The sequence below is a fragment of the Achromobacter sp. Marseille-Q4954 genome (genome assembly GCF_943737025.1).
GTDB classification, from domain to species: domain Bacteria; phylum Pseudomonadota; class Gammaproteobacteria; order Burkholderiales; family Burkholderiaceae_B; genus Achromobacter; species Achromobacter bronchisepticus_A.
Genome location: NZ_CALSFQ010000001.1, coordinates 3503868 through 3530372, shown reverse-complemented (window position 1 = coordinate 3530372; position 26505 = coordinate 3503868). Strand labels below are relative to the sequence as shown.

General features: G+C 61.4%; 30 protein-coding genes and 1 pseudogene. 12 read left to right on the top strand and 19 right to left on the bottom strand.

All coding sequences use genetic code 11. The features are described from left to right. Positions 1-11: 11 nt before the first annotated feature. The 6 genes from NGK62_RS16485 to NGK62_RS16460 form a co-directional block, all read right to left on the bottom strand. Positions 12-1283, bottom strand: coding sequence for an MFS transporter (locus tag NGK62_RS16485; protein ID WP_004357638.1), 1272 nt, complete (start codon positions 1281-1283; stop codon positions 12-14). Continuing rightward, entirely contained in the window at positions 1271-1783 is a 513-nt protein-coding gene (locus NGK62_RS16480; protein WP_004357637.1) for a DM13 domain-containing protein, read from the bottom strand. The genes NGK62_RS16485 and NGK62_RS16480 overlap by 13 nt, the downstream gene beginning before the upstream one ends. Before the next feature lie 3 nt (positions 1784-1786). Next, positions 1787-2257: a TlpA family protein disulfide reductase gene (locus NGK62_RS16475; protein ID WP_011191345.1), complete on the bottom strand. Its 471-nt coding sequence runs from the start codon at positions 2255-2257 to the stop codon at positions 1787-1789. Positions 2258-2408: 151 nt separating this feature from the next. Continuing rightward, positions 2409-2714: a DUF1330 domain-containing protein gene (locus NGK62_RS16470; RefSeq protein WP_004357632.1), complete on the bottom strand. Its 306-nt coding sequence runs from the start codon at positions 2712-2714 to the stop codon at positions 2409-2411. A 47-nt stretch (positions 2715-2761) separates the two neighbouring features. After that, positions 2762-3193: a GlcG/HbpS family heme-binding protein gene (locus tag NGK62_RS16465; RefSeq protein WP_004357630.1), complete on the bottom strand. Its 432-nt coding sequence runs from the start codon at positions 3191-3193 to the stop codon at positions 2762-2764. 73 nt (positions 3194-3266) lie between these two features. After that, positions 3267-4277 (bottom strand): zinc-binding alcohol dehydrogenase family protein, encoded by a 1011-nt coding sequence (locus tag NGK62_RS16460; protein ID WP_011191343.1) that lies wholly within the window; start codon positions 4275-4277, stop codon positions 3267-3269. A gap of 605 nt (positions 4278-4882) precedes the next feature. Here NGK62_RS16460 and NGK62_RS16455 point away from each other — a divergent pair. The 7 genes and pseudogenes from NGK62_RS16455 to NGK62_RS16425 all read left to right on the top strand — a co-directional run bounded on the left by NGK62_RS16455 (position 4883) and on the right by NGK62_RS16425 (position 9205). Then, positions 4883-5488, top strand: a complete 606-nt coding sequence (locus NGK62_RS16455) for a sulfite oxidase-like oxidoreductase (RefSeq protein ID WP_033982388.1) — start codon at positions 4883-4885, stop codon at positions 5486-5488. Then, complete coding sequence (locus NGK62_RS16450) at positions 5481-6224, top strand: ferredoxin reductase (protein WP_044059343.1); 744 nt, start codon at positions 5481-5483, stop codon at positions 6222-6224. Before NGK62_RS16455 ends, NGK62_RS16450 begins: the two co-directional genes overlap by 8 nt. A 68-nt stretch (positions 6225-6292) precedes the next feature. After that, a complete protein-coding gene (locus tag NGK62_RS16445; protein ID WP_033982398.1) occupies positions 6293-7558 on the top strand; it encodes a thiolase family protein in 1266 nt (421 codons plus the stop codon). 100 nt (positions 7559-7658) lie between these two features. Continuing rightward, positions 7659-7883: pseudogene (locus NGK62_RS16440) on the top strand (glutaredoxin domain-containing protein); the annotation flags it as partial. Between the two features lie 69 nt (positions 7884-7952). Beyond that, positions 7953-8234 carry a DUF427 domain-containing protein gene (locus NGK62_RS16435; protein ID WP_046092728.1) on the top strand — a complete coding sequence of 94 codons (282 nt, stop codon included), beginning with the start codon at positions 7953-7955 and terminating at the stop codon, positions 8232-8234. Between the two features lie 170 nt (positions 8235-8404). Beyond that, the gene (locus tag NGK62_RS16430) at positions 8405-8671 is read left to right on the top strand and encodes a hypothetical protein (RefSeq protein WP_018429638.1); all 267 of its coding nucleotides are present in this window, start codon (positions 8405-8407) and stop codon (positions 8669-8671) included. A 198-nt stretch (positions 8672-8869) separates the two neighbouring features. Continuing rightward, positions 8870-9205, top strand: a complete 336-nt coding sequence (locus tag NGK62_RS16425) for a Dps family protein (RefSeq protein ID WP_233101280.1) — start codon at positions 8870-8872, stop codon at positions 9203-9205. Here the strand turns inward: NGK62_RS16425 and NGK62_RS16420 are convergent. The 9 genes from NGK62_RS16420 to merT form a co-directional block, all read right to left on the bottom strand. Beyond that, entirely contained in the window at positions 9202-12168 is a 2967-nt protein-coding gene (locus NGK62_RS16420; protein WP_001138014.1) for a Tn3-like element TnAs1 family transposase, read from the bottom strand. The genes NGK62_RS16425 and NGK62_RS16420 overlap by 4 nt on opposite strands. A 3-nt stretch (positions 12169-12171) precedes the next feature. Beyond that, positions 12172-12732 (bottom strand): recombinase family protein, encoded by a 561-nt coding sequence (locus NGK62_RS16415; RefSeq protein WP_001161490.1) that lies wholly within the window; start codon positions 12730-12732, stop codon positions 12172-12174. Between the two features lie 175 nt (positions 12733-12907). Then, positions 12908-13120 (bottom strand): DUF3330 domain-containing protein, encoded by a 213-nt coding sequence (locus tag NGK62_RS16410; RefSeq protein ID WP_000993245.1) that lies wholly within the window; start codon positions 13118-13120, stop codon positions 12908-12910. Positions 13121-13185: 65 nt separating this feature from the next. Next, entirely contained in the window at positions 13186-13422 is a 237-nt protein-coding gene (merE, locus tag NGK62_RS16405; protein ID WP_001087807.1) for a broad-spectrum mercury transporter MerE, read from the bottom strand. Further along, positions 13419-13784 carry a mercury resistance co-regulator MerD gene (gene merD, locus NGK62_RS16400; protein WP_001277466.1) on the bottom strand — a complete coding sequence of 122 codons (366 nt, stop codon included), beginning with the start codon at positions 13782-13784 and terminating at the stop codon, positions 13419-13421. Before merD ends, merE begins: the two co-directional genes overlap by 4 nt. 17 nt (positions 13785-13801) lie before the next feature. Then, positions 13802-15487, bottom strand: coding sequence for a mercury(II) reductase (gene merA, locus NGK62_RS16395; protein ID WP_000209296.1), 1686 nt, complete (start codon positions 15485-15487; stop codon positions 13802-13804). A gap of 38 nt (positions 15488-15525) precedes the next feature. Then, entirely contained in the window at positions 15526-15951 is a 426-nt protein-coding gene (merC, locus tag NGK62_RS16390) for an organomercurial transporter MerC (protein WP_000522996.1), read from the bottom strand. A gap of 27 nt (positions 15952-15978) precedes the next feature. Then, positions 15979-16254 (bottom strand): mercury resistance system periplasmic binding protein MerP, encoded by a 276-nt coding sequence (merP, locus tag NGK62_RS16385; RefSeq protein WP_000732275.1) that lies wholly within the window; start codon positions 16252-16254, stop codon positions 15979-15981. 15 nt (positions 16255-16269) lie between these two features. After that, a complete protein-coding gene (gene merT / locus NGK62_RS16380) occupies positions 16270-16665 on the bottom strand; it encodes a mercuric ion transporter MerT (protein ID WP_001294653.1) in 396 nt (131 codons plus the stop codon). A 71-nt stretch (positions 16666-16736) separates the two neighbouring features. Here merT and merR point away from each other — a divergent pair, with 71 nt between their 5' ends. Continuing rightward, positions 16737-17192 carry a mercury resistance transcriptional regulator MerR gene (gene merR, locus NGK62_RS16375; RefSeq protein WP_001166628.1) on the top strand — a complete coding sequence of 152 codons (456 nt, stop codon included), beginning with the start codon at positions 16737-16739 and terminating at the stop codon, positions 17190-17192. A gap of 182 nt (positions 17193-17374) precedes the next feature. Here merR and NGK62_RS16370 read toward each other — a convergent pair whose 3' ends face one another. Genes NGK62_RS16370 through NGK62_RS16360 form a run of 3 tightly spaced genes read right to left on the bottom strand, consistent with a single transcriptional unit; the run spans position 17375 to position 18566 of the window. Then, complete coding sequence (locus NGK62_RS16370; RefSeq protein ID WP_003159187.1) at positions 17375-17911, bottom strand: hypothetical protein; 537 nt, start codon at positions 17909-17911, stop codon at positions 17375-17377. 11 nt (positions 17912-17922) lie between these two features. Next, entirely contained in the window at positions 17923-18318 is a 396-nt protein-coding gene (locus tag NGK62_RS16365; protein WP_003159186.1) for a type II toxin-antitoxin system VapC family toxin, read from the bottom strand. Continuing rightward, a complete protein-coding gene (locus NGK62_RS16360; RefSeq protein ID WP_003108276.1) occupies positions 18315-18566 on the bottom strand; it encodes an AbrB/MazE/SpoVT family DNA-binding domain-containing protein in 252 nt (83 codons plus the stop codon). The genes NGK62_RS16365 and NGK62_RS16360 overlap by 4 nt, the downstream gene beginning before the upstream one ends. A gap of 181 nt (positions 18567-18747) precedes the next feature. Here NGK62_RS16360 and NGK62_RS16355 point away from each other — a divergent pair, with 181 nt between their 5' ends. The 4 genes from NGK62_RS16355 (at position 18748) to NGK62_RS16340 (ending at position 25969) form a co-directional block, all read left to right on the top strand. Beyond that, entirely contained in the window at positions 18748-19314 is a 567-nt protein-coding gene (locus NGK62_RS16355; protein ID WP_003159185.1) for a recombinase family protein, read from the top strand. Positions 19315-19426: 112 nt separating this feature from the next. Next, positions 19427-20011: a recombinase family protein gene (locus NGK62_RS16350; RefSeq protein ID WP_033943682.1), complete on the top strand. Its 585-nt coding sequence runs from the start codon at positions 19427-19429 to the stop codon at positions 20009-20011. 18 nt (positions 20012-20029) lie between these two features. Continuing rightward, positions 20030-23296, top strand: a complete 3267-nt coding sequence (locus NGK62_RS16345) for an Eco57I restriction-modification methylase domain-containing protein (RefSeq protein ID WP_096247778.1) — start codon at positions 20030-20032, stop codon at positions 23294-23296. 18 nt (positions 23297-23314) lie between these two features. Then, positions 23315-25969, top strand: a complete 2655-nt coding sequence (locus NGK62_RS16340) for a TrlF family AAA-like ATPase (RefSeq protein WP_033943677.1) — start codon at positions 23315-23317, stop codon at positions 25967-25969. Here NGK62_RS16340 and NGK62_RS16335 read toward each other — a convergent pair. Further along, complete coding sequence (locus tag NGK62_RS16335; RefSeq protein WP_033943675.1) at positions 25966-26502, bottom strand: hypothetical protein; 537 nt, start codon at positions 26500-26502, stop codon at positions 25966-25968. The two genes, NGK62_RS16340 and NGK62_RS16335, sit on opposite strands and share 4 nt — an antisense overlap. Positions 26503-26505 lie beyond the last annotated feature (3 nt).

The following is a 26505-nucleotide window of genomic DNA, read 5'->3' as shown; positions in this document are numbered from 1 at the left end:
GCCGTGCCGCGCTAATCCCGCACGCCCTGCGCCCGCTTCTCCATGCATATCATCGTATCGAGAGATCCGGTTATCATCGGCGTGCTCGGAGAACGGGGGGCCGCCTTGGCCTGGTTGGCGCGCCTCGGCTGCCTGCGGGCGATGGCCAGCACTGCCAGGAGCGTGAGCAACGCCGCCGCATAAAGGAACAGGCCGCCAGGGCCGACGATATTCATTGCAGCTGCTCCTATTAGGGGGCCAGCGGCTGTCCCGATCCCGTTGAGCAACAGAAGCCCGCGCGCGGTGCCGAGTAGCCGACCGGCCGGAAGATCGTCGTTTGCGACGGCGAGACACAACGAATAAATCGGGATGCCAAAGCCGCCGAACAGCGCACCTGCCGCAAGGAGCAGCGGCAGAGGCGCTTCCACCGCCAACGCTACGCCGATGGCAGACGCTGCGGACGCCAGCGCCGCACCGGCGATGACAAGATTCCGGGGCACTCGATCCGAAAGCCAACCGAGTGGCCAATGGAAGGCGAGCGTTCCACCAAGAACCGCAGCCATGAAGGCGGAGATACCGCCCACATCGAGGCCGATGCTCTGGGCGAAGTTCGCGCCCATGCCCCAGAAACCACCGATAGCCAGGCCGGCCAGGAAAGCGCCAGCCGCAGCGAGAGGTGATACGAGGACGAGGTCCCTGAACGCGACCCATTCCTGTTCCACCTGGGCCGGCGGATGACTGGGCAGCAAGGTGATCGGAACCACCGCCGCTGATATCAGCAGCGACACGATGAGGAACAATGTCACGTCGGCGGGCGGTGCGATGTTGAGTAACGCCTGCCCGATTGCCCATGAGCCCATAGAGACAACTCCGAATATCGACAGGAGCTGCCCGCGTGTGGATGGCAATGCGTGGGCGTTGAGCCAACTCTCCGTTGCGAGGATCATGCCCGCGTAGGCGAAGCCGGTAATCAGGCGAAGCGGCATCCAGGCGATCGGCTCCACGAACGCCACATGGAGAAGGGCGGTCATCGAGGCAATGGCCGCGAAGCCGGCGAAGGTTCTGACATGTCCCACGGAGACGATGATCGGTGGCAACACGAGCGCGCCGATCGTGAAACCCGCGAAATAGAAGGACATCATCGCGCTGATCGCGCCGGTCGAGAACCCCTTATGGCCGGCTCTCACGATCAGGAGCGTGCTCAGCAGGCCATTGCCCAGCAGCAGAGCGGCGACGCTCAGCAGCAGCGCCGCCACCGGCGCGAGAACGAGGCCGCGCTTGCCCGCCGACCTCATGGTATCCATCGCCGGGCTCGTTCTCGGGCCTGACTTGAGGGTTGATACTCTGCCGCACTGATGAACTGGTCGAATGCTTCGCACCAGATGACGACCGTGTTGTAGTCACGGACATCGATGCCGGCAGGCACCTCGACGATGAAGCCGTTGAACGTCTTCACATCGCCCACGCGGACTGATCTGTCCTTGATTAGGAGAAAGGCCTCCTTCGTGTCGACGAAACGTGGTGCGAGGTAGAGCTTGTAGTCGGGACCAGGGGCGAGGCGCCCGATATGGGCGATACGGTCGCGCGAGACCCGGATCTCGCCTTCCCCCCAGTGAAGCAGGTCGCTGCCTTTGAGATCGCGGGCCAGACGCCCTGCGTAGAGCGTCTCGGCTGAGATGGTCCGCAAGGCCGCCGCGTCCGGGGCCTGGGGGGCGGTCAGGATCGGCAGCGTGTAGACACCGCCCGCGAAGCCCATGGCGAGCATCGCGAGATGGGTGGCAATCAGGATGACCCAGCGCCGCATCGGTTACACCAGCTCCAGTCCCTTCACGAGCTGATCGGCGTCGAGATGGAAGTCCGAGAATACGATGCGGCCGCCAGCGTCCATCACGGAGAACCAGGGCGTTCCCCGCGTGCGGTAGTCCTCCATGAAGGTGGGAAGCGTCGCGCCGGCAGGTGGCTCGTCCTGACCGAACGCGACAGGAAGCGCATACTTGAGCTGGTTCACGCGCAGCTTCTCGAAGGTGTTCTCATCCGCTCCTTCGAAGACGGTCTGGATCACCGCGAAGCCCACGCCCTTGGCGCTCAATGCACCATGCAACCTTTGTAGCGTCGGAAATCCATGCAAATGGCAGCCACGGCACCAGTGCTGGAAGGCGAAGAGGACTTTCGGGCCGGTGCCGAGATCCGACAGCTTGAGCGGCGCGATGCTTTCTCCATCCGCGCCAATCCATCTCTGCACCCGCAGCTCGGGGGCTTGTCGTTCGTCGACGCTCATCTGATCCTCCAATTCCGATGCAGAAGTCCGATGAGTGGTCGCGTGTGGCGATGGCACGCGAACCTCACCGCCTTGATCCCCTACAGGTTGTAGGATGCGAGTTCGCCGACCGATACCTCGTGGCCAGCCCCGCCGTTCTTCCGTCGGTGTGTCACCGCCGCCCCTCAATGACAAAGGCGCGATAGCGGGAACCGGCAAAACGGTGCGCAGCGATGGTTTGGTAGGCGGGGCTATGATACCAATCACGGGCGGCCTGCATCGTCGGGAACCGCAAAATTACGGCCCCTTCGACGGGCGGCCCCTCCAAATGCTCCATCGCGCCATAAGCGGCGAGAAAGGTTACGTCGTGGCCATCGAACGATGGGCCGACGCCTGCAGAATAGGTTGCGAGTTCTTCCGGATCGGTGGTTTCTTCGCGGGTGAAGACGACGAACGCTTCCATCTTAAAGTCTTTCATAAGGTCGCATCTGCAGGCCACCGCCGCTGGCGATGGCCTTAAAGTCGTCAGGCTGGCAGCTCGAACCCGATTTTCGTGAGTGCCTCGACGCACGCATCCTGATCCTGCTGATAGTTGCCTCCGGAGATGCCGATCCCGCCGATCAACTTCCCGTCTTCCAGGATCGGATAGCCTCCGCCGACAGCGACCATCCGGGGGCGATAGGCCAGCGGCGCCACTTTTGGATCGTTCGAAACATAGTCGTTCCAGACATGGGTGGGGTACCCAAACGAGGCGGAACTCCAAGCCTTGTCGATGGCAACATCGACGGTGAGAAACGGCGCGTCATCAGTGCGCTCGAACGCGCGCAGGTTACCGGTGGCGTCGACGACGGCGACCGCAGCCGGGATGCCGATTGTACGTGCCGCGGCGATCGCCGCGTCGATGAGGGCGACGGCGGTTTCGCGGTTGATCGAGGCGGTGGCAATGGATTTCGTCATGAAATTTCCTTCGCCGTGGCGTAATCCGTCCGGCGTTCTTGAGGTTAGAAAAGACGTTCGGCGGTGGCAGTCATCAGAAGCCTTCGAGGACAATCTTGCCTCTTGCCGCGCCACTTTCGATCAGTGCGTGCACCGTCTTCAGATTGGCGGCATTAATTGGCGACAATTTTTCGGTTAGCGTCGTGCGAATTTTGCCGTCGTCCACCAGCACCGCCAGCGAATTGAGGATCTTGCCCTGCTCATCCATGTCGGGCGTGCCGTAGAGCGACCGTGTGAACATCAGCTCGTGGTGGATCGACACTGCCTTGCGCTTGAACAGCATGACGTCGAGCGCCTTGGGATCGTCGATGAATCCGAACCGTCCTTGCGGGGCGATCAGTTCGGCGATGTCGGATGCATGCTGCTCGGTATGCGTGGTCGAGAACACGAAAGCGGGAGCGCCGATGTTGAGCTCGGCAATCTGTGGCGCGAGCGGCCGAGAGTGGTCGATGACATGATGAGCCCCAAGCCCTTTAACCCACTCCTGGGTTTCCGGCCGAGAGGCGGTGGAGATGACGATGAGATCCGTGCGCTGTCGAGCGATCTGGATGGCGATCGACCCGACCCCACCCGCACCACCGATGATGAGGATCGCCGCCGCCCCGGGAACGGGCTTCGTCACGTCCAGGCGATCGAACATGGCTTCCCAGGCCGTCAACGTCGTGAGTGGCAGCGCCGCCGCTTCCGCCCAGTCGAGCGACGCGGGTTTACGACCGACGATCCGGGCGTCGACGAGATGGAACTCCGCATTGGTGCCAGGCCTTATGAGCGATCCGGCATAATAGACCTCGTCGCCTACCGCGAACTGCGTCACGTCGGGGCCGACCTCTTGCACGATCCCGGCCGCATCCCATCCCAGCACTTTCCAATCGCCATCAGCGGGCGGCGTGCTGCTGCGGATTTTGTAGTCGACCGGGTTGACCGAGACAGCCTTCACCTCAACCAGGATATCGCCTCCTTCAGCGACAGGCCGAGGCAGATCAATGTCGACCAGAGAGGCGTCCTCGGCGATGGGTCCCGGAACCTTGTAACCAACGGCTTTCATCGGTGTCTCCAGCTTGCTGTATCCTGAAGTCTTATCGATCAGATCGAAATTTCTTCCGAAATATACTCAGGATTTAAAGATTTCGCGTGTCAGACTATGAAGGTATGCGCGCAACATATCCAATAGCGGTACGACATAGTTTCCATACCTCGGAGCCGGATTCAGAAGTTTATCGAAAATAGCGGTTTATTGCTGTTCGGCGGGTGAGCATCCGGATGGAGGCGATAAGCGCCCAAGCGGTTGAGGAGTCGACCTCTCAGCGGTCGCGTTGGCAGGGGCGATCTCGCCCGCCGGTCTCACACCAACGTTGGCAAGCGACGGCGTCCGCTCGAAATCCGCTGACGGGGATACGCCTGCAATGCCGATTCGAAGCTATCGAAACTATAGCTACAGGGTATTGGGAAATCATACTGGACTGACGCTATAGTCTTCACGCATAACCACGACTCAAAATGGTCCAACACTTTTCTCTACGCTAATAGAGAATCCGGTATTCTGATTTTCAGTGAATTGGCTCGTTCGGCGGTTGTGCGCGCAAAGATCTTTTACAGAATTCTGAACTGAATCAGGTTCTGGTCTGTCGTGACAAGCAAGGGGGTTTCGCTATGGTCACCAGAGGTTTCACAGGCCGCGGTCCAGGCGGCGACCAGTCCGATCGGATACCGCCGGGTCAGCATCTCGTGGAGAATTTCCCTGTTCTGACGGCCGGGCCAACGCCGAGCGTGGAGCCCTCCGATTGGAAATTCACCGTCAAGATCGGTCCGAAGCCCGTCAAAGTGTGGAACTGGAGCGAGTTCAACGCCCTACCGAAGACCAAGATGACCCGAGACATTCACTGCGTCACGTCCTGGTCCAAGCTGGATACCGCCTGGGAGGGCGTACTCATCGAAGACATCCTTGCAGATGCAGGGCTCGATCGGCCCACCGATTTCGTCTTGGCGCACTGCTACGATAATTACTCGACAAACGTCCCGCTGGCGGATCTGCTCTCCGGGAAAGCGATGGTCGCCCTCAACTATGCGGGCAAGCCGCTTCCCCGCGATCATGGAGGGCCGGCGCGTCTTCTGGTTCCGCACCTTTACTTCTGGAAGTCCGCCAAATGGGTGAACGCGCTGCAATTCACAACGCGTGACGAGGCGGGCTTCTGGGAGCTGCGCGGCTATCACATCTATGGCGATCCGTGGCGCGAGCAGCGATACACCAATGACTGAAAACGGCGCGCAAATCGCGTGGCAGTCATGCGTGATCGACGAAATCGTCCAGCAAACCCCGAGTATCAAGAGCTTCTTCCTTCGGTTGAGCAAACCGTTCGCGCACATCGCAGGGCAGCACGTCGATGTCCGGCTGACCGCGCCCGGTGGCTACAGTGCGATGCGGAGTTACTCGATTGCGTCTTCGGCAATCTCGTTCCCGACGGTCGAGCTCGCTATCGAGCGCCTGCCGGATGGCGAAGTTTCGCCGTTCTTCCACGATGTCGCGGCGATCGGAGACGAAATCGAGCTTCGTGGTCCGCTCGGCGGCCATTTCCTATGGCCTGAACCTGCCATAGACCCAGTGCTGTTGATCGGGGCAGGCTCCGGCCTCGTGCCGTTGATGGCGATGATCCGGCAGCGCCGCGCACTAGCCCAGGTCGTGCCGACAGCGCTGCTCCTGTCCGCACGAACCGCTGAAGACGTTCTCTTCTCAAAAGAGCTTCATTCCATCGAATGCAGCGATCCGGCATTCGCCTTGGCGCTGGCAATTACGCGCGAGAACCCGATCCGCGCATCGGACTTTGCGCGACGGATCGACGGCGTGATGGTCCAAGAAGTTCTGGCCCGGCTTCACCGAAAGCCCACACAAGTATTCGTTTGCGGGTCCAACGGTTTCGTCAACATCGCGACCGAGGGCGCGCTGCTGGCCGGCCTGGACCCCTCCATTGTCAAAACCGAGCGCTACGGCGGCTAGCGGCGCAAGCTACTTCGCGTCCCGCCGATCGTGGACGTGCAGCCCACGGATTAATTTTGGAGATCATCATGAGCCGCTTTGCCGAACCCGTCTTCATTGCCGCTGGCCTTCGGACGCCTTTCGGCCGCGGCGGAGGCGCGTTGGCTGCCTACGATGCCATCTCTCTGTCCGTGCCTGTCGTGCAGGCGATGGCGGCGCAGGCGGAGCCTGATCTCCTCGTCTGGGGAACCGTGATCCCGAATTTGGGCTGGAGCAATATTGCTCGCGAAACCTGGCTTGATGCCAAGCTCAATCCGACTGTTCCGGCGTTCTCCGTCGTCCTGGCATGCTCGACCAGCATGACGGCGACCTTCGCTGCGGCAGGGATGCTGGGCGGAGGAACCGACCTCACCATGGTCGGCGGGTCCGAAGTCATGAGCCGGCCGTCAATCGCCCTGACGGCCGATGCATCGAAGCGGCTCACCGACCTCTTTGCGCAGGATGCGACCGCCGCGCTTGCCGCCCTCCAGTCTCTGACTCCACGAGACTACGTGCTCCCCACAAAGGGCTGGGCAAACCGGATCACCGGAAGGACGATGGGTGATCATATGGAGGAGACCGCCAAGGCTTGGCGGGTCTCGCGCGTCGCGCAGGATGATTGGGCGCTCAAGAGCCACCAGCGGGCAGTCGCTGGTTGGGAACGTGGCTTCTTCGACGATCTCGTGATTTCGCTGCCTGAGCTGGCGCGCGATGCGAACCCGCGCGCCGATACGTCGCCCGAACGGCTGGCCGCACTCAAGCCCGCCTTCGATCGCGACAGCGGGAGGGGAACCCTGACCGCCGGCAACAGCTCACCGATTACGGATGGAGCCGCCGGGTGTTGGGTCGCTACCGAAGCCGGTGTGGCGAGACTCCCGGCGGGCACCCCCTACGCGCGGCTCGTCGACTACGAGATCTCTGCCGTCGATCTCCACACCGAGGGCCTGCTGATGGCGCCCTCCTATGGCATTCCGCGCCTGCTCGCGCGGCATCAACTCAGCTTCTCCGACATCGCACTCTGGGAAATCCACGAAGCCTTTGCAGCCCAGGTCCTGGCGAACGTCGCGGCCATCACCGATCGGGAGTGGGTGCGCGCGACAGCCGGTGTCCAGGCGGCTATGGGCGATTTTGACTGGGACCGCGTCAATCCCAATGGAGGCTCGGTCGCCCTGGGTCATCCGTTCGGCGCTACAGGCGCGCGCGACCTCAGCCAGGCGGTAAAGGAACTTTGGGCCATGCCGCCCGGATCGCGCGCAATCGTCAGCATCTGCGCCGACGGCGGTCAAGGCACAGTCGCCCTCCTCGAACGCGGCTGACGGTAGATCAACGCCATGACAGCGATCCGCTTCCAACTGTCGGAGACGCGATATGACAACTGATGTGCTGCTGTACATCACGAACTGATGCCCGTTCTGCCGCCGGGCGAAGATGCTCCTCGAGGAGAAGGGCGTGCAATGGAAGGAACTCGATATCGAGGCGGATCCGGTTCACCGGCAGGCCATGACGGAAGCGTCGGGTCGAAACACCGTGCCGCAGATCTTCATCAACGGCACGCATGTCGGTGGCTCCGACGAGCTTTTCGAGCTCGATGTCAGAGGCGAACTCGACAAACTCCTGGGGCGCACGCCGCCCGCCATCTGAGGGGGTGCGGCCTTGGGGCAGACAGCCCGCAAGCCCCGTGCCGGTTGATGAATACGAAAGGAGAGTCCGTTGGTCTCAGCTATCTGGAATGACGCCACCATCGCCACAAGCAACGAGACGGTCGTCGTCGAGGGAAACCACTACTTCCCACCGTCGGCAGTCGATTTTGGCCTGCTTGAGATGAGCCCGCACACGTCCGTCTGCCCGATCAAGGGCACCGCGCGCTACTTCCATGTGCGTGTGGGAGACGCGCTCAACGTGAACGCAGCCTGGACCTATCCAGATCCGACGCCAGGCGCCGAGGGCATCCGGGATCATATCGCCTTCTGGAAAGGCGTGGAGGTTGCGTAGCAGGCGGACAGGTGGCGGCCTCAGCGCCATGTGCAAGCGCCCGCGGGACGGCTTTTCCGCCCATCCCAGGCCGCGTCGGCTACAGGGCTCCGCCCCGGACCTTCTCCGCGGACTGGCGCCGAGGGCCTCGGACCCTTGGGCTTCTGTCGAATCAAGACGACTGGATTGAGATGGAGCATGCCGAGTTCGATGCCGCCTTCGCGCAGCTTCCCGAGGGATACAGCGAAGGCGCCTACGAAGGCCGGCGTTTCGGCGTGACTGTCCGGCGATCCGGTGACGGACGTCGCAACAGCCTGTTCGCCAGGGAGTTGGCCGGGACCGACATTGTCAGCTTCAACCTCTATCGCGTTACATCAGATAGAACATTGCTGAAGCCGTGCGAGATGTCCGCCGAAAAGGTCGTCGCGTTCGTGCTGGATTTCCGACCGGCCCCCTGACGGGCAGGTGGAGGTCCCGGCCGACCGGTCCGCCTGCGACGCCCGGCCCCCCAAGACTGCGCATGTCGCTCAAAGGTATCAAAACTATAGCCACCGGCCATTGGACTTCGTCTGGCAATGAATTCATCTTCTATACATCGCCATCCGTGGGGGAATCGGTGCTGGATCCCGTGTAGCCAGATTGAGAAAGTCTAAGCGATGACGAACAACAATGCCTCCGCCCTTCCGACACCTTCTGATCTTGACGAATGCGCGGCGATGACTGTCGCCGACGCTCTGAAGATCATTCTGGCGAACAGCTACGCGATTTACCTGAAGACAAAAAATTTCCACTGGCACGTCTCCGGACCCTACTTCAGGGACTATCACCTGCTTCTTGATGAGCAGGCCGCAGAGATCCTCGCCGTCACCGATGCGATCGCCGAGCGCGCCCGAAAGACGGGCAACACCACCATTCGATCGATCGGCGATATCGCGCGCCACCAGACGATCAAGGAGGGGAGCCCGCAGAATTCGGAAAAAATCGTACGCTAAGGTTTTCCGGGCATCCGTAAGGGCCGAAACTTCCCGTCTTCCAGTCTGCGGCTCTGCCGCCAGACGTAATCGCCGGTTAGGTTGATGTGCTCCCAGCCCAGCGGCGACAGGAATTGCAGCAGCTCGCCGTCCACCGGCTTGCCGGCCTCGACCAACCCCTGGGTGGCGCGTTCCAGGTACACCGTGTTCCACAGCACGATAGCCGCCGTCACCAGGTTGAGGCCGCTGGCCCGGTAGCGCTGCTGCTCGAAGCTCCGATCCCTGATTTCCCCAAGGCGGTTGAAGAACACCGCCCTGGCCAGCGAGTTGCGCGCCTCACCTTTGTTCAGGCCGGCATGCACGCGGCGGCGCAGTTCAACACTTTGCAGCCAGTCCAGGATGAACAGCGTGCGCTCGATCCGGCCCAGCTCGCGCAGGGCCACGGCCAGTCCGTTCTGGCGCGGGTAGCTGCCGAGCTTGCGCAGCATCAGCGAGGCGGTGACGGTGCCCTGCTTGATCGAGCTGGCCAGGCGCAGGATGTCGTCCCAGTGGGCACGCACGTGCTTGATGTTCAGGGTGCCGCCGATCAGCGGGCGCAACGTCGGGTAGGCTTGCACGCCCTGCGGCACGTACAGCTTGGTTTCGCCGAGGTCGCGGATGCGCGGCGCGAAGCGGAAGCCTAGCAGGTGCATCAGGGCAAAGACGTGATCGGTGAAGCCGGCCGTGTCGGTGTAGTGCTCCTCGATCCGCAGGTCGGACTCGTGGTACAGCAGGCCGTCGAGCACATAGGTGGAATCGCGGACGCCGACATTCACCACGCGGGTGCTGAACGGCGCGTACTGGTCGGAGATATGGGTATAGAACAGCCGTCCCGGCTCGCTACCGTACTTCGGGTTGACGTGCCCGGTGCTCTCGCCCCGGCCACCCGCGCGGAAGCGCTGGCCATCGGAGGATGAGGTCGTGCCGTCGCCCCAGTGGGCGGCAAAGGCGTGGCGATACTGGTGGTTGACCAGCTCGGCCAAGGCCGCCGAATAGGTTTCGTCGCGGATGTGCCAGGCTTGCAGCCAGGACAGCTTGGCGTAGGTCAGGCCGGGGCTCGACTCGGCCATCTTGGTCAGCCCGAGGTTGATCGCATCACCGAGGATTGCGGACAGCAGCAACGTCCTGTCTTTGGCCTCGGCCCCGTCCTTCAAGTGGGTGAAGTGGCGGCTGAAGCCCGTCCAGTCGTCCACGTCCATCAGCAGTTCGGTGATCTTGATGCGCGGCAGTAACTGGCTGGTTTGGTCGATCAGCGCCTGCGCCCGATCCGGCACCGCCGCATCCAGCGGGGTGATTTTCAGCCCTGACTCGGTGAGGATGGCATCGGGCAGCTCGTTGTCCTTGGCCAGGCGGGTGACGGTGGCCAACTGCTCGTCCAGCAGCTGCAAACGCTCTTCCAGGTACTGGTCGCTGTTCGGGTTGATCGCCAGGGGCAGGGCCTGCTCGCGCTTGAGTGCGGCGAACTTCTCGGCCGGCAGCAGGTAGTCGTCGAAGTCGCGGAACTGCCGCGAGCCCTTGACCCAGATGTCGCCGGAGCGCAGGGCGTTCTTCAGCTCGGACAGGGCGCAGATTTCGTAGAATTTCCGGTCGAGGCCTTCCGGGGTGATCACCAGCGGCTTCCAGCGCGGCTTGATGAAGGCCGTGGGTGCATCGGCCGGCACCTTGCGCAGGTTGTCGGCGTTCATCTCACGCAGGGTCTGCACGGCTGCCAGCACGCCTTGCGCGGCCGGCGCGGCGCGCAGTTCCAGCACCTCCAGCAAGGCCGGCGTGTAACGGCGCAGGGTGGCGAAGTTCTCGCCGACCAGGTGCAGGTGGTCGAAGCCTTCCGGCCGGGCCAGCAGCTCGGCCTCGCTGACGCTCTCGGTGAACTCGTCCCAGGGAATCACCGCCTCGATGGCGGCATAGGGGTCGCTGCCGCTTTCCTTCGCTTCCAGCAGCGCCTGGCCGATCCTGGAGTACAGGCGCACCTTGTCGTTGATCGCCTTGCCCTGCTTCTGGAACTGCTGCTGATGCTTGTGCTTCGCGCCGCTGAACAGCTTGACCAGGATGCGGTCATGCAGATCGACCAGCTCATCGATCACGGTCGCGGTGCTCTCCAGCACCACGGCGGCCAGGGTCGCGTAGCGGCGCTGCGGCTCGAACTTACCGAGGTCTTTGGGCGTCATCTGCCCACCCTCGCGGGCCAGCTTGAGCAGGCGGTTCTGGTGGATGTGCCGGCCCAGGCCTTCGGGCAAGTCCACCAACTGAAATGTCTTCAGCCGCTCGATGTGTTCCAGCATGTGCCGAGAGTTGGGTTTCAGCGGTGCCTGGCGCAGCCAGGTCAACCAGGTGATGCTGCTGCCGGCCTTGAGCTTCAACAGCTCGTCCAGCTTGGCCCGATGCGAGTCCGTGAGTGGTTCGACCAGGGCGCGGTAGACCCGCCGATTGGCTCGCGCAATGGCTTCCGAGCAGGCCCGGTCAATCACGCTCAGCGCCGGCAGGATGCGTCGTTTCTGCCGTAGGCTCTCCAGGGCCTGACCGGCCAGCAGCAAGCCTTTGTCGGTCTGCTGGGCCAGCTCGGTTAGCTCGCGCACCAGGGCGCGGAAGTCGGACAGGCCGAACGGGGCCAGTTGCAGGTAGGTGCGCAGTTCCTGGGCATGCTCGCGACGGGTCACGTCGCGCTCGCCGTACTTTGCCCAGCTCGCCGGCTCGGCCTGGACTTGCTTCGCCACCCACAGGATGACCGGCTCGGGCAGCTCGCTGTCGGTTCCCAGCGCGTAACCGGGGTAGCGCAGCAGGCAGAGCTGCACGGCGAAGCCGAGGCGGTTGGCGTCGCCGCGTCGCTGGCGGATCAGCGACAGGTCGGAGTCGTTGAAGGTGTAGTAGCGGATCAGGTCATCCTGGCTTTCCGGCAGCGCAAGCAGGGTGTCCCGCTCCGTGGCCGAGAGGATCAAGCGACGCGGCATGTGTCAGTCGTCCGTGCGGAGGTACTGGTAGAGGGTTTCCCGGCTGATGTTGAACTCGCGGGCAAGCTGCGCCTTGGGCTCGCCGGCCGTCGCTCGCTGCCGCAGGGTAGCAGCCTGCTCATCGGACAGGGCTTTCTTGCGGCCCCGGTACGCGCCACGCTGCTTGGCCAAGGCGATGCCCTCACGCTGCCGCTCGCGGATCAGGGCGCGCTCGAACTCAGCGAAGGCCCCCATCACCGACAGCATCAGGTTGGCCATCGGCGAGTCCTCGCCAGTGAACACCAGGCCCTCCTTCAGGAACTCGATGCGCACGCCGCGCTGAGTCAGCTTCTGTACCAAGCGACGCAGGTCATCGAGGTTGCGGGCCAGCCGATCCATGCTGTGCACCACCACTGTATCGCCTTCGCGGACGAAGCTCAGCAGCGCTTCGAGCTGGGGGCGCTGGGTGTCCTTGCCCGATGCCTTGTCGGTGAACACCTTGCTCACCTGGGTTTGTTCCAGCTGGCGTTCCGGGTTCTGGTCAAAGCTGCTGACCCGGACGTAGCCGATGCGGTGCCCCTGCACGATGTCTCCTTGGTTGAAGGCGGCTTAAGTGCACTTTCTGTTCCGTTGTGCCTCAAAGCCCATTTCTGTCAGGCTGAAATCTATAACCTTCGCGGGCATGTGTCAAAAAATGGGAAAGCAGACTCTATTCTGACGAAGCGGCGCGGCCCTGCCTGACATCAAGTTAGGGTATGCCTCAATCTGACGGCTGCGAACCGCCAGGGACAGGCGCAATGTCAGATTCTGTCGCGGCCTTGGCGCGTGCCTGGAAGCGTTCATAGCAATCCAGCCCGCAGAAATGTTCGACGTATTCCGCGCCTTCCGGGGTGAAGGCGGCATCGAGCGGAATTTCTTTGCAGCATACGCAGCAGGTGGTGCAACTGGCAGTGTTCGGGGCGTTTGCGTTCATGGTGGTACTCCTCCAGATTGGTAGCGAAGCTCAAAGCTGCCCACTCTCGGCTGGCTGGGAAGCGGTCATGATCTTCCCTTGAAGGCCCGCAGCAGCCGCGTCACAGACAGGACAAACAAGCCGGTCAGCGTGAGGGCTGCAATACCCCAGTGCTCCCCGATGAACGCGCCGGCCGTCGTGCCGGCTAGCACAATGGCGAGAATCGGCAAATGGCAGGGACAGGTGAGCACGGCCAGCGCGCCCCACAAGTAGCCGGTGATCGGTTTGTGCGTCTCAGACGGCAAGTGCTCTGGGCTGTTCATGGCAGACTCTCCGCGTGCTGTGCCGGTTCGGTTGGCATGGCGGCCAGTTGCATTTCGAGGCTGGCCAGGGCCTCGCGCCGACGCTCGACGAGTTGCCGCAACACGGCAAGCTGCGCAGACGCACCGTCACCGTCCGCAGCATCCAGCGCCCGGCACAGCCGCGCCAGTGCGTCCAGGCCGATACCCGCTTCGAAGGCAGCCCGTACAAAGCGCAGCCGTTGCAACGCGGTGTCATCGAACAAGCCGTAGCCGCCCGTGGTGTACGCGACCGGCCGTAGCAATCCGCGCAGCAGGTAGTCGCGCACGATATGCACGCTCACCCCGGCATCAAGGGCCAGCCGGGACACTGTGTAGGCGCTCATTGAACACCTCCTTTTCCTCATCCGGCGCAGCACGAAAGCTGCTTCACGTCCTTGCTGAAGGTCTGCGCCGCGAGCTTCAGCCCTTCGACCATGGTCAGGTAGGGGAACAATTGGTCGGCCAGTTCCTGCACGGTCATACGGTTGCGAATGGCGAGCACCGCCGTCTGGATCAGTTCACCCGCTTCCGGGGCCACCGCTTGCACGCCGATGAGCCGTCCGCTACCTTCCTCGATGACCAGCTTGATGAAGCCGCGTGTGTCGAAGTTGGCAAGCGCACGCGGCACGTTATCCAGTGTTAGCAGGCGACTGTCGGTCTCGATCCCGTCGTGATGTGCTTCCGCCTCGCTGTAGCCCACGGTGGCGACCTGCGGGTCGGTGAACACCACGGCCGGCATTGCGGTCAGGTCCAGGGCCGCATCGCCGCCAGTCATGTTGATCGCCGCACGAGTGCCGGCCGCTGCCGCCACATAGACGAACTGCGGCTGGTCGGTGCAGTCGCCGGCCGCGTAGATGTTCGGGCTACTGGTGCGCATGCCCTTGTCGATGACGATGGCCCCCTGCGCATTGACGGCTACCCCCGCCGCTTCCAATGCCAGGCTGCGCGTGTTCGGTGTCCGGCCGGTGGCGACCAGCAGCTTGTCGGCGCGCAATTCACCGTGCGTGGTGGTCAGCACGAATTCACCGTCCATATGGGCGACCTGGCTGGCTTGCGTGTGCTCCAGCACCTCGATGCCCTCGGCACGGAAAGCGGCTGTCACCGCCTCGCCGATGGCCGGGTCTTCACGGAAGAACAAGGTATTGCGCGCCAGGGCCGTGACCTTGCTGCCCAGCCGGGCAAAGGCTTGCGCCAGCTCCAGCGCCACCACCGACGAGCCGATTACGGCAAGGCGTTCGGGAATGGTGTCGCTCGCCAGGGCCTCGGTGGAAGTCCAGTAGGGTGACTCTTTCAAGCCCGGAATCGGCGGGACCGCCGGGCTGGCACCCGTGGCGACCAGGCAGCGGTCGAACATCACGACGCGCTCGCCACCCTCGTTCAAACTAACGATAAGGCTCTGGTCGTCCTTGAAACGCGCTTCACCGTGCAGAACGGTGATGGCTGAATTGCCGTCCAGGATGCCTTCGTACTTGGCATGACGGAGTTCTTCGACACGGGCCTGCTGCTGGGCCAGCAGCCGCTCGCGCAAGATCGTCGGCGGTGTGGGTGGCATGCCGCCGTCGAATGGGCTTTCCCGGCGCAGATGGGCGATGTGGGCGGCGCGGATCATGATCTTGGACGGCACACAACCGACGTTGACGCAGGTGCCGCCGATGGTGCCGCGCTCAATCAGCGTGACCTGCGCGCCTTGCTCGACGGCCTTCAGTGCTGCCGCCATCGCGGCTCCACCGCTACCAATGACGACGACCTGCAACGGGCGTTCGTTGCCACTGGGCTTATCAGCGGCCCCTATCCAGCCGCGCATCTTGTCGAGCAGGCCGGCGCGGTTGTCCGTCGGTGGCGCATCGGCAAGCGTTGCCTCGTAGCCCAGTCCGGCCACGGCGGTAGTCAGCGCATCCGATGACGTGCCCGCCTCAATGGCGAGTTGCGCTGTGCCCTTCGGATAGGACACCAGCGCCGATTGCACGCCGGGCACTTTCTCCAAGGCTTCCTTGACGTGAGCCGCGCACGAGTCGCAGGTCATCCCGGTGATTTTCAGGGTGGTCATGTATTTTTCCTTTTCTGTGGTGGCTACGGCTGTTGCCGTCAGCCACGTTGTTCTGGCAATTCACAGCTGTCCGGCCCGCAGCGGCGATGTGCTGGCGAGATGAAATCCCAGACCGACACCCCAACCATCAAGGCCAGGCCGACATAGAGCAGTCCACCGCTCTGCCAGCCGTAAGCCCGCATTAAAAACACCGCTGCCAGCACCAAGATCGGGCCTATCGTGCCGAGCGCCGTGCGTCGCCACTGTCGATGATTGAGCCAAGCGATAGCATTGGCGAGTAACGCGATGCCGGCGAACATCGGCAGCAGGATGCCAATGAATAGCCCCTCGTACTGGCTCAAGAAGCCCAGTCCGATGGCCGCGCCAAAGCTGGCGATGGCAGGAAAACAGGCGGCGCAGCCCATCGCGGAAACGACGCTGCCGAGCGCGCCGGTTTTGCCAGCGATGCGCGTGATGAGTCCCATGTGTCGCTCCCGAGTTCGGTTAACGGATCAGCGTTTGAGGCTGGACGGATAGCCCGCGTCCTCGGTCGCCTTGGTCAACTTCTGGACGTTGGTCTTGGCATCGTCGAAGGTGACGACGGCCTGGCGCTTGTCGAAACTTACGTCGGTCTTGCTCACGCCCTCAACCTTGGAAAGCGCGTGCTTGACAGTGATCGGGCAAGAGGCGCAGGTCATGCCAGGCACGGACAGCGTGACGGTCTGGGTGGCGGCCCACACGGGGGCAACAACGGCAGCGAGGGCGAGGGCGGCAAACAGTTTTTTCATGATGAACTCCTGTGATTAATAGAAAAATGGCATGACGTAGGGAAATCCGAGCGAGACCAGGACCAGCGCGGCCACGATCCAGAAAATGAGCTTGTAAGTAGCTCGCACTTGGGGAATCGCGCAGACCTCACCCGGTTTGCAGGCTTGCGCCGGGCGGTAGATGCGCCGCCAGGCGAAAAACAGCGCGACCAGCGCTGCGCCGATGAAGATCGGGCGATAGGGTTCCAGCACCGTCAGGTTGCCGATCCATGCCCCGCTGAACCCCAAGGCGATCAAAACCAGCGGCCCCAGGCAGCAGGCCGACGCAAGAATGGCGGCCAGCCCACCGGCGAAGAGCGCGCCGCGCCCGTTTTGTGGTTCAGACTTTTGTGGTTCAGACTTTTGTGGTTCAGACTTTTGTGGTTCAGACATACGCTTGTCCTTTCAAATTTGGTTTGGATAGCTTAAGCTTACTTCCGTAGTTATGTACGGAGTCAAGCGATATGCAAATTAATTTTGAGAATCTGACCATTGGCGTTTTTGCCAAGGCGGCCGGGGTCAATGTGGAGACCATCCGGTTCTACCAGCGCAAGGGCCTGCTGCCGGAGCCAGACAAGCCCTATGGCAGCATTCGCCGCTATGGCGAGGCGGATGTAACACGAGTGCGGTTCGTGAAATCGGCCCAGCGGCTGGGCTTTAGCCTGGACGAAATCGCCGAGCTACTGCGGCTGGAGGATGGCACCCATTGCGAGGAAGCCAGCGGCCTGGCCGAGCACAAGCTCAAGGATGTGCGCGAGAAGATGGCCGACTTGGCACGCATGGAGGCCGTGCTGTCTGAACTGGTGTGCGCCTGCCATGCGCGGAAAGGGAACGTTTCCTGCCCGCTGATTGCGTCACTGCAAGACGGAACGAAGCTCGCTGCATCGGCGCGGGGGAGTCACGGGGTGACTACGCCTTAGCGTGCTTTATTTTCCGAATTCTGAGACGACCCCCAGTTCACTGGGCTGGCCGCCGTGTGTGCATAGAACTTCTGACCGGGAACGGTCAGAAGTTCTATGCACGAAGCGCCGCGAGAGATCGGAATTGCTCAGAACTCTTGTGCACGGCGCGACAAAGCCGGAACCGCCGAAAATTCCGGCGATCAACCGGCAAGCTGCTTGATGCGCTCGGCCAGGCGGCCGAAAGCCTCGTTCACGTATTCCAGCACCTTGGGTTCTGCGCCCTGCGTGCGCAGCGAGTCTTTGAAGGCTTCCAGGTCGGACAGCCATTGCCGATGCAGGCGGCCCAGCTCGTCGAGCTGAGGCCGGAAGTCTTGGAGACTGCCGCTCGCACGAAACGCCTGGTAGCCACGCTCAAGCGTGGCCGCCGTGGTCAGCAGTTGCGCGCCCATTTGCTTGTGCTGTTCGGAGAACTCGGCCATGCCGTCATAGGGCCGCGAAGCCTTGCGGCGCTCGGCTTCGGATGCCTCTTCCATGATGCGGGCGTAGCGGTAGAACCCTGGGAACTCGCGGGACAGCGCCATGAGCTGCTGATCGGATGTGCCGACCCAAATCCTGTGCAGGTCAGGCCCGTACCCCATCATGCGATTGATGATGGCATGGGCCTCGCTGACACCCTGGGCGGCAAGCTGCTGCATGTGTTGGTCGATCTTCGCGGCCAGTCGGCGGAATTCGTTCATGCTCATGTCCGTCACAAAAGGCGCGTTGATTGCCCTTGCGCCGTGAGAAGTGCCACCGCCTTCTTATCGAAGGAAACGAAGGTTTCCCCGCCAAGCCAGTTGCCTTCGTAGGCAATGACGCCATCGGCAAAGTCTCCGCCCGCGTCGAGCACCAGCAAGCCAGCCTCCACGGCAGGCCGGTTCACTTCCACATTCGCGGCGGCCAGTAGTGCCCGGATCGCGCTGGCCGCGTCGGCTTGCTGGAAGCCGTAGACACGCAGCAGCACCCAAACAAATTCGCATAGGCACGGCAGCGCGACCGCGATCAACTCGGCGTCGGTCAAGACTGCGGCGGCAACGTCCGCTTGTGCGGGATCGTCACGCACAACCGCACGCACAAGGACGTTGGTATCGACTGCGACCTTCATTGCTTACCTGCCCAGCCTTGCGCCGCCGCCTCGTTGATTTCTTCGATGGTGGCAACCTTCTGCGTCTTGCCCGCGAGCAGGCCGACAAAGCTGGCTATCGTCCCTGCGGGCCGTGCCGCCTTGAGCACGCCCCGACCGTCTGGCAACAAGTCCAGCTCGATCTTGTCGCCTGGCCTGATGCCGAGGTGTTGCAGTACGTCCTTCCGAAACGTCACTTGTCCCCGTGCGGTAACGGTCAATGTGGTCATGGTGGTTTGCCCTCGCAATCAAGGTTGATGCTTCACATAGTAATGCAAAAATGCCTTACCGTCAATGTCCGTCAAACGATCATTAGTCGGCCATGCCGGACACTGTCCAGCAAAGTTATTGCACAACGGGTTGTCGGACATTAAGATAGGCGGACGGAATGACGGACAAGAGAGGCGGCAAATGGCACTGATCGGCTATGCGCGGGTATCGACGGCGGAACAGGACACCGCCTTGCAGACGGATGCGCTACGCAAGGCAGGCTGCGAGCGCGTTTTCGAGGACACGGCTTCCGGGGCCAAGGCCGACCGCCCCGGCTTGGCTGATGCGCTGGCCTACCTGCGCGACGGCGACGTGCTGGCCGTCTGGCGGCTGGATCGGCTCGGGCGCTCTATGCCGCACCTAATCGAAACGATAGGCGCGCTGGAAGCGCGAGGCGTCGGCTTCCGTTCTCTGACGGAAGCCATCGACACCACCACGCCAGGCGGGCGGCTCATCTTCCACGTGTTCGGCGCGCTGGGCCAGTTCGAGCGCGACTTGATCCGCGAGCGCACCAAGGCCGGGTTGACTGCCGCCGCCGCTCGTGGGAGGAAGGGCGGGCGAAAGCCGGTTGTCACCGCCGACAAGTTGCAGCGAGCGCGGGAGCACATCGCCAACGGGCTTAATGTCCGAGAGGCCGCTACACGGCTCAAGGTGAGCAAGACGGCCCTGTACACCGCGCTGCAATCCACCAGTGCAGCCGACTCCTGATATTCCGTGCAGTCGTCTTCTGAAAATGACATCGGGGCCTCGGAAAATTCGGGCGGAATAGGCGCTTTTCTGTCAAAATCGCCGTCAATTTATCAACGTCTCGCAACTGTTAATGAATCAACGCATCGGCTACGCGCGAGTTTCGACTGGAGATCAGAACCCTGACCTGCAACGGGATGCGCTCAAGCAGGCTGGGTGCGATGACATCTATGAAGAAACCGCCAGCGGCAAGAGCACCGACCGGCCCCAGCTTACCGAGTGCCTTCGGCGCCTGCGGCGTGGTGACACGCTGGTGATCTGGAAGCTGGATCGCTTGGGCCGGTCCCTCGCCGACTTGGTGCGGATCGCTGACGACTTGCGCACACGAGGCGTCTTTATAGAGCTGCTACTGCCCCGCGTAGTGTTCGATGACTCGACGTTGGGCAAGGCCATGTACGCAATGTTCGGCATGTTTGCCGAGATGGAGCGCGACCTGATCCGGGAGCGCACGCATGCAGGCTTGACCGCAGCACGCGCCCGTGGGCGGGCTGGTGGTCGCAAGCCGAAGCTCGACGAAAAGCAGGTGCGGGAAATCAAGGCGCTGATGCGTGACCCGACCATTCCGGTCAGCACGATCGCGAAGAGATACAAGGTTTCGCGAACGACAATTTACAAGGTGGCCCCCGTCAGGCAAGCCGCGTCGGCGCGAAGAAACTGAGCAAGCAGAAGGACAGCAATGGACACCAATACGAAGAAGGGCTATGACCTTATCAACCGACGCCGGAAGCAATGGGCGAACGAGGAAGAGGTACGCCACGCATGGATGAAGGGGCTGGAAGAGGCCTTGCAGATTGATCTCGATGCGGAGCGAGCCAAGCGCGATTCCAGCTACAACAATGTTGTCATCGAATTCAAGGGGCCTGGACTGTTCAAGGGCAGCGAGACGAGCCCCAAGTTCACGGAGGCCACCGAGGGCCGCTTGCTCAAGTACATCCAGCGGCTAGCGGCTGAGCAAGGCCTCGACGAGAAGGACTACATCGGCATTGCCATCGACGGCGACCATGTTGGCTTCGCACAGGTGCAGGGTGGCAAAATCATTCACCAGCCCTTGATGCCCTTCTCGACCATCACCTTCCAGATGGTCGTCGATGCGTTGCGGGCCAACTTTCGGCGGGCCATCACGTCCGAGAATCTGGCCGAGGACTTTGGCCACCTGTCCACTACCGGCCGAGAGTTCATGCAGGAGTTGTCGAATGCACTGGCCGACGCTCTCGGTCATCCCGGCAACCGCAAGATCAAGATGCTTTTCGAGGAGTGGGCGACCTTGTACGGGCAGGCCGCCGACCTCAGCATTCAGCAGCGCAAGAAGATCAACGGCTCGCTGGGTTTCGACTTCAATGGCCCAGCGCACATCGACCTGCCTGCAAAGCTGTTCGTTACTCACACCTTCCACTCACTGCTGATGAAGCTGATCGCGGCCGAGATCGTGGCAGCGCATGGTATGGCATCCAGCACCTCGCTCATCCATGAACTGCTGGCCATCGACAAGGACGAGGCGTTGGTTGCTGCGCTGCGCGCTGACGTGGAGAACGGTGGATTCTTTAACGCAGTAGGTCTGCACGGTTTCGTCGAAGAAGCGATCTTCAGTTGGTATCTGGACGCGACCAGCAAGAAGACGATCCGCACGTCGCTGTGTCTGGCAATCCGCACCCTGTTGGCCCAACTGTCGGTCTACCGCTTCGACACGATCAAGAAGACCGGCCGTTCGCGAGATGTGCTGCGTGACTTCTATCAAGACCTCGTGCCGGAAGAGCTGCGCAAGAGCCTTGGCGAGTTCTATACGCCGGACTGGCTGGTGGAGCACTCCGTGGCCAAGCTCGGCTACAACGACGCCAAGTGGCTTGTCGCTCGCCTGCTAGACCCGACCTGCGGTTCAGGATCGTTTCTGCTTGAAGCCATCGAGCAGAAGCGTCGTGCAGCACTTGCCGCCGGCTGGAACGCGAGCCGCACTGTAGACATGCTCACGACAACGGTCTGGGGCTTCGACCTCAACCCACTGGCTGTCCAGTCTTCTCGCGTCAATTTCCTGATCGCCATTGCTGACCTGTTGCAGCAGTGCAAAGGCAAGGACGTTGAGATTCCGGTGTTGCTGGCGGATGCCGTGTATTCCCCTGCACCACACCCTGACGGCGACCAGAAGGTGATCGAGTACAGCATCGGTAGCGAACAAGCCAACCTGCAAGTTGTGCTGCCCGCCGAGCTCGCGCGTGATCGTGCTTTGCTCGATCAGGTGTTCCAGCTCATGGGCACAGAGGTCGAGAACGACACCGAATACCCGGCCGTAGCCAAGGCCATGATGAAATCCGGTGTGCTCACAAAGGCGCAGGCCGACGAGTGGCAGGATTATCTCAAAGAAACTTACGACCAAGTACTCGCGTTGCACCGGCAGAACTGGAACGGCATCTGGTTCAGGATCGTTCGCAATTTCTTCTGGTCGGCCACAGCGGGCCAGTTCGACGCCATCGTGGGCAATCCGCCGTGGGTGCGTTGGTCGAACCTACCAGAGGCCTATCGCAACCGCGCCAAGCCGACGTGCGAGAAGTACGCGATCTTCTCCGACACCAAATTCCATGGGGGCAACGAGCTAGACATCTCGGCCATTATCACCTACACGACTGCTGACAAGTGGCTGGTCGAAGAGGGAAGGCTGGTGTTTGTTATCACTCAGACCGTCTTCCAGTCGCCATCATCGCAGGGCTTCCGCCGTTTCCGCATCAACGCGACGGATCGCCTTGTGCCGCTGTCGATCGATGATATGAAGGAACTGAAACCCTTCCCGGATGCAGCGAACAAGACGGCAGTCGCGATGTTCACCAAGAAGATTCAGGGCGTGACCACGTACCCGCTCGACTACCGCGTTTGGCTCGGAAAACCGAAGAGCGACAACGCTGGCAACCCCAAGAAGGGGCGCGGGGGGCGGCCTCAGCGATTGAAGGCCATCGACCCTCGCTTGCATCGACCGGACGTGCTAGGGCTGGTCGACGTGATCCAGATGGAGGCCAATCCGGTATCGGACACGATGGAGGGCGCACCGTGGGCCGTGATGAAGCCCGGCCACTTTGCGGCGTGCAAGCCACTTTTCGGGGCTTCGACGTGGGTCAATGGCCGCAAAGGCATCACCACCGATTTGAACGGCGTCTATTTCGTCGATGTGATCGACTCGAACGCAGCAGACAAGACCGTCAAGGTTCGTACCCGGCCACAAGAGGGTAAGACTGACCTCGGGAAGCCACGCGACTTCTGGGTGGAAGCCAAGAGCCTGTATCCGCTCGCCAAAGGTGCAGGCGACCTGCACCCGTGCTACTTCCTGCCTGAAAATAACCTGTACGCCTTCGTTCCAAACAAAGGCATCGACCGCGCATCGCTCGACACGGCGGCAGCGAGCTACAGCACGAACACCAATCCCAAGACCTTCAAGTTTTTCAAAGCCTACAAGGATTTCTTGGAGTCGCGCTCGACCTTCAAGACCCGCATGAAAGGAGCGCCCTTCTTCTCGATCTACAACGTCGGCGACTACACCTTTGCCCCATACAAGGTGATCTGGGCCGAAATGACGGGCGATTTTGCCGCCGCCGTCGTGGCTTCGGGCACGGTGCCGGGATACGGCTCGCGCGTGTACGTCCCCGACCACAAACTCTATTTTGCCGACTTCAAAGAACCAGAGCCCGCTTACTTCCTATGTGGGCTTCTGCATTCAGAGATCGTCAAGGAAATGATCGAGGCCCATAACGTCGCCACCAACATGGGGGACATCTTCAAGCATGTCAGCTTGCCCCAGTTTGATCCTTTGAACTCGGACCATACCGCGCTCGCGAACTTGGTGAAACAAGCACATGGTGAGCACGATTCAACGACACGGGCTCGCACGGTTGCCAAGGTGCGGAATGAAGCAGCCACATTGATCGAAGCGGAAATCAGGCAACGGAGCCAGTCCGTCTGCTGATGCAGGCCGAGGAGGAATATGAGCGATCAATACACTTACGCGAGATTTTGGCGATGCGCGCTACAGGTCAATCCTGTTGGCTACAACGGTGCCTACAGGGGAGCCGATCACGGTCTGGATGAGGGCGGCTACAATCAGGCCCTGCTTCAAAAGTGCCTTGAGCTGGGTATCAAGGTTGTTGGTTTGGCCGACCACGGCAGCGTGGCCAGTGTTGATGCTTTGCGTCAGGTGCTACAGCCGCATGGGATCGTGGTGTTTCCCGGCTTCGAGATCGCCTCGAACGACAAGACCCATTACGTCTGCCTGTTTTCCGAGGAAACCACGGGACAGCAGCTCGAACGCTACCTTGGAAATCTCGACCTTCTTGACCCAACAGACGGTGTTCGCCCATCTCGATTGAGTTCCGAGCAGTTGATCGAGAAGGTCGATCAACTCGGAGGCTTCATCTACGCTGCGCACTGTACGTCGGACAGTGGCCTTCTAAAAAACCGGCTCAACCATGTGTGGAAGCTCCACAAGCTCCGCGCAGCCCAGATTCCGGGGCCGATAGATGACTTGGCGGGGGTGGAAAGTGACTTCTACCGCAGGGTGCTGCTGAACAAGGATGATGCCTACCGGCGCGAGAGGCCCGTAGCTGTCATCAATGCCAAGGATGTTGCAAAGCCGGAGGACTTGGAACAACCCGGTGCCACTTGCCTTATCAAGATGACGCGGCCCAACTTCGCGGCGTTTAAGGTTGCCTTCCTCGATCCGGGATCGCGAATCCGCCTTAACTCTCAGCAGGCCCAAAGCCCGATTGGCAAGGTGGTACGCATGACGGTGGCCGGTGGCTACCTTGATGGCGTCCGGGTGGATTTTTCCGACCATCTCAATACGGTGATCGGCGGTCGTGGAACGGGTAAGTCAACCTTGCTCGAATGCCTGCGCTTCGCCTTGGACTTGCCACCCAAAGGCAAACAGGCACAGAAGCTCCACCAAGAGATCATCAAGGAGAACCTTGGTCGCTCGGCCGGTCGGGTCGAGCTGACAGTAGTGTCCTCTGCCCAGAACGGCAAGCAGTACACCATCTCGCGCCGTCATGGCGAGCCGCCGATGGTGCGTGACAAGGATGGCAATGTCTCCACTCTGCTCCCGCGCGACTTGCTGCCGGGCATCGACATTTATGGGCAGAACGAGATTTACGAGCTGGCCCAAGATGAAACCAGCCGGGTGCAGTTGCTGGATCGCTTTCTTCCTCAAGACGGGGAGTACGAGGCGAAGAGCGCCGACGTGCATAGGCGCTTGAAGGACAACCAGCAGAAGCTCACGAAGTCCCTGGCCGATCTTGATGATCTGAATGCGCAGGTTGAGCGCTTGCCCAAGCTGGAAGAGCAGCTTCGCGGTTTTGATGAGCTGGGGATCAAGGAGAAGCTGGCCAAGACCTCATTGCTCGCACGCGAGCGAGAGATAGCCAAGACCGCTGCTGATGGCGTGCAGAGCTTTCGCGACATGCTTGCAGACCTGCGCGATGGCTTGCCCGATCTCGCCTTCATCAACGATGAGGCCCTTGAAGGATTGCCTGACGCTGCCCAGTTGCTTGCTATCCGCACGACGCTGGATGGACTCAAGCAGGGCTTCACCGGCCATCTGACCGCCATGCAGGCCTTGCTCGATGAAGGGGCAGGACAGTTCACCACCCAGCATGGCGCATGGCAGCAGGCGATTCAGGAGCATGAGGCCGAGTTGGAGAAGGCGCTGCGGACGCTGCCCGCCACTGCTGGAAAAAGCGGGCAGGAGGTCGGCGTTGCCTATCAGAAGTTGATGGGGGAGATCGAGCGTATCAAGCCGATGAAATCGCGGTTGACCACCTATGAGTCCCAGCGCGATACCTTGCGTCAGGAGCGACGCAACTTATTGGGCGAGTTGTCCGATTTACGTGGGCAGCGCATACAAGCGTTGCAGAAGGCCGCGAAGAAGCTGAACAGGCGGCTTGAAGGCAAGCTCAAGGTGGAAATCGTGCCGGAGGCTGACCGCACGCCATTGGTGACGTTCCTGCTTGGTTGCAAGCTGGACGGTGTTGGTGAAAAGCGGCTTGCGTTCATTGAGGATGCTGAGACGATCAGCCCGCTGTCGCTGGCCCAGTCGATTCAGAAAGGGTCTGCCGACGTGCAACTCGATTGGGGCGTCACGCAGATGGTGGCCGACGCACTCACCAAGCTCCAGTCGTCTCAGCTCATGGAGTTGGAGGCTTTGGAGCTGGAGCATCGCGTGGACATCTTTTTGAATGTCGCTCACGGCCAAGCCGATCCGGTTTTCCGTCCGCTCAACAAGCTCTCTACGGGCCAGCAGTGCACGGCAATCCTGCACATGCTGCTGCTTGAGAACGTTGATCCCCTTCTGATGGATCAGCCGGAGGACAACCTTGACAACGCCTTCATCGCAGATCGGATCGTCGCCGAGTTGAGGGAGGCAAAGACCAGTCGGCAGTTCTTGTTCGCGACACACAACGCGAACATCCCGGTGTTCGGTGATGCCGAGTGGATTGGCGTGTTCACGGCCGCTGAGAACCAAGGGTGTCTCGGGCTGGAAGCACAAGGCTCGATTGACGTTCCTGTAATTCGAGATCAGGTGGCCAGCATCTTGGAAGGCGGACGTGACGCCTTTATCCAAAGAAAGGAGAAGTACGAGTTCTAGCCATTGAATTTTGGCAGCGCCGCCATCCGCTCATACATCTCTTCCTGCTCGCCAGCCAGCATCGGATCATCGTAGGGGTTGGCGACAAGATCATCCGGTGTCGGCGTTTCGCTCTTCGACGGACGCCCTCGTGCTCGGCTTGGTCTTGGGTGTCCTGCCTTCTCCAGAGCCTTCGCCAGCACATCCAGCGCATCCCAAATCCGCTCGGGTCGGACTGGTTCCACTCCAGCAGCCAGTGCTTTCGCCGCCCATCCCATGTGCTCTGCAGCGTGCAGCAGGTGATTTTTTTGCTTGTACTCACCAAGCTGCCGGTCTCTCTCGGTCATCCATTCCGTGAACTCTTCACGCTCGGCATCGGTCAGGATGCTTTCCAGTTCCGAAGGCAACGCCTTTGCCCAGTAATCAACCGTTCCCAGCACAACTTGCCCTGAACGTTTTTTCACACGGTCATAGGCGTAGCGTAGCAAGGAAATTGATTTTCCCAGTCGTGTGTTTCCGCTCTTATCGCGGTAAGTCTGCACACGTATATGCATCGA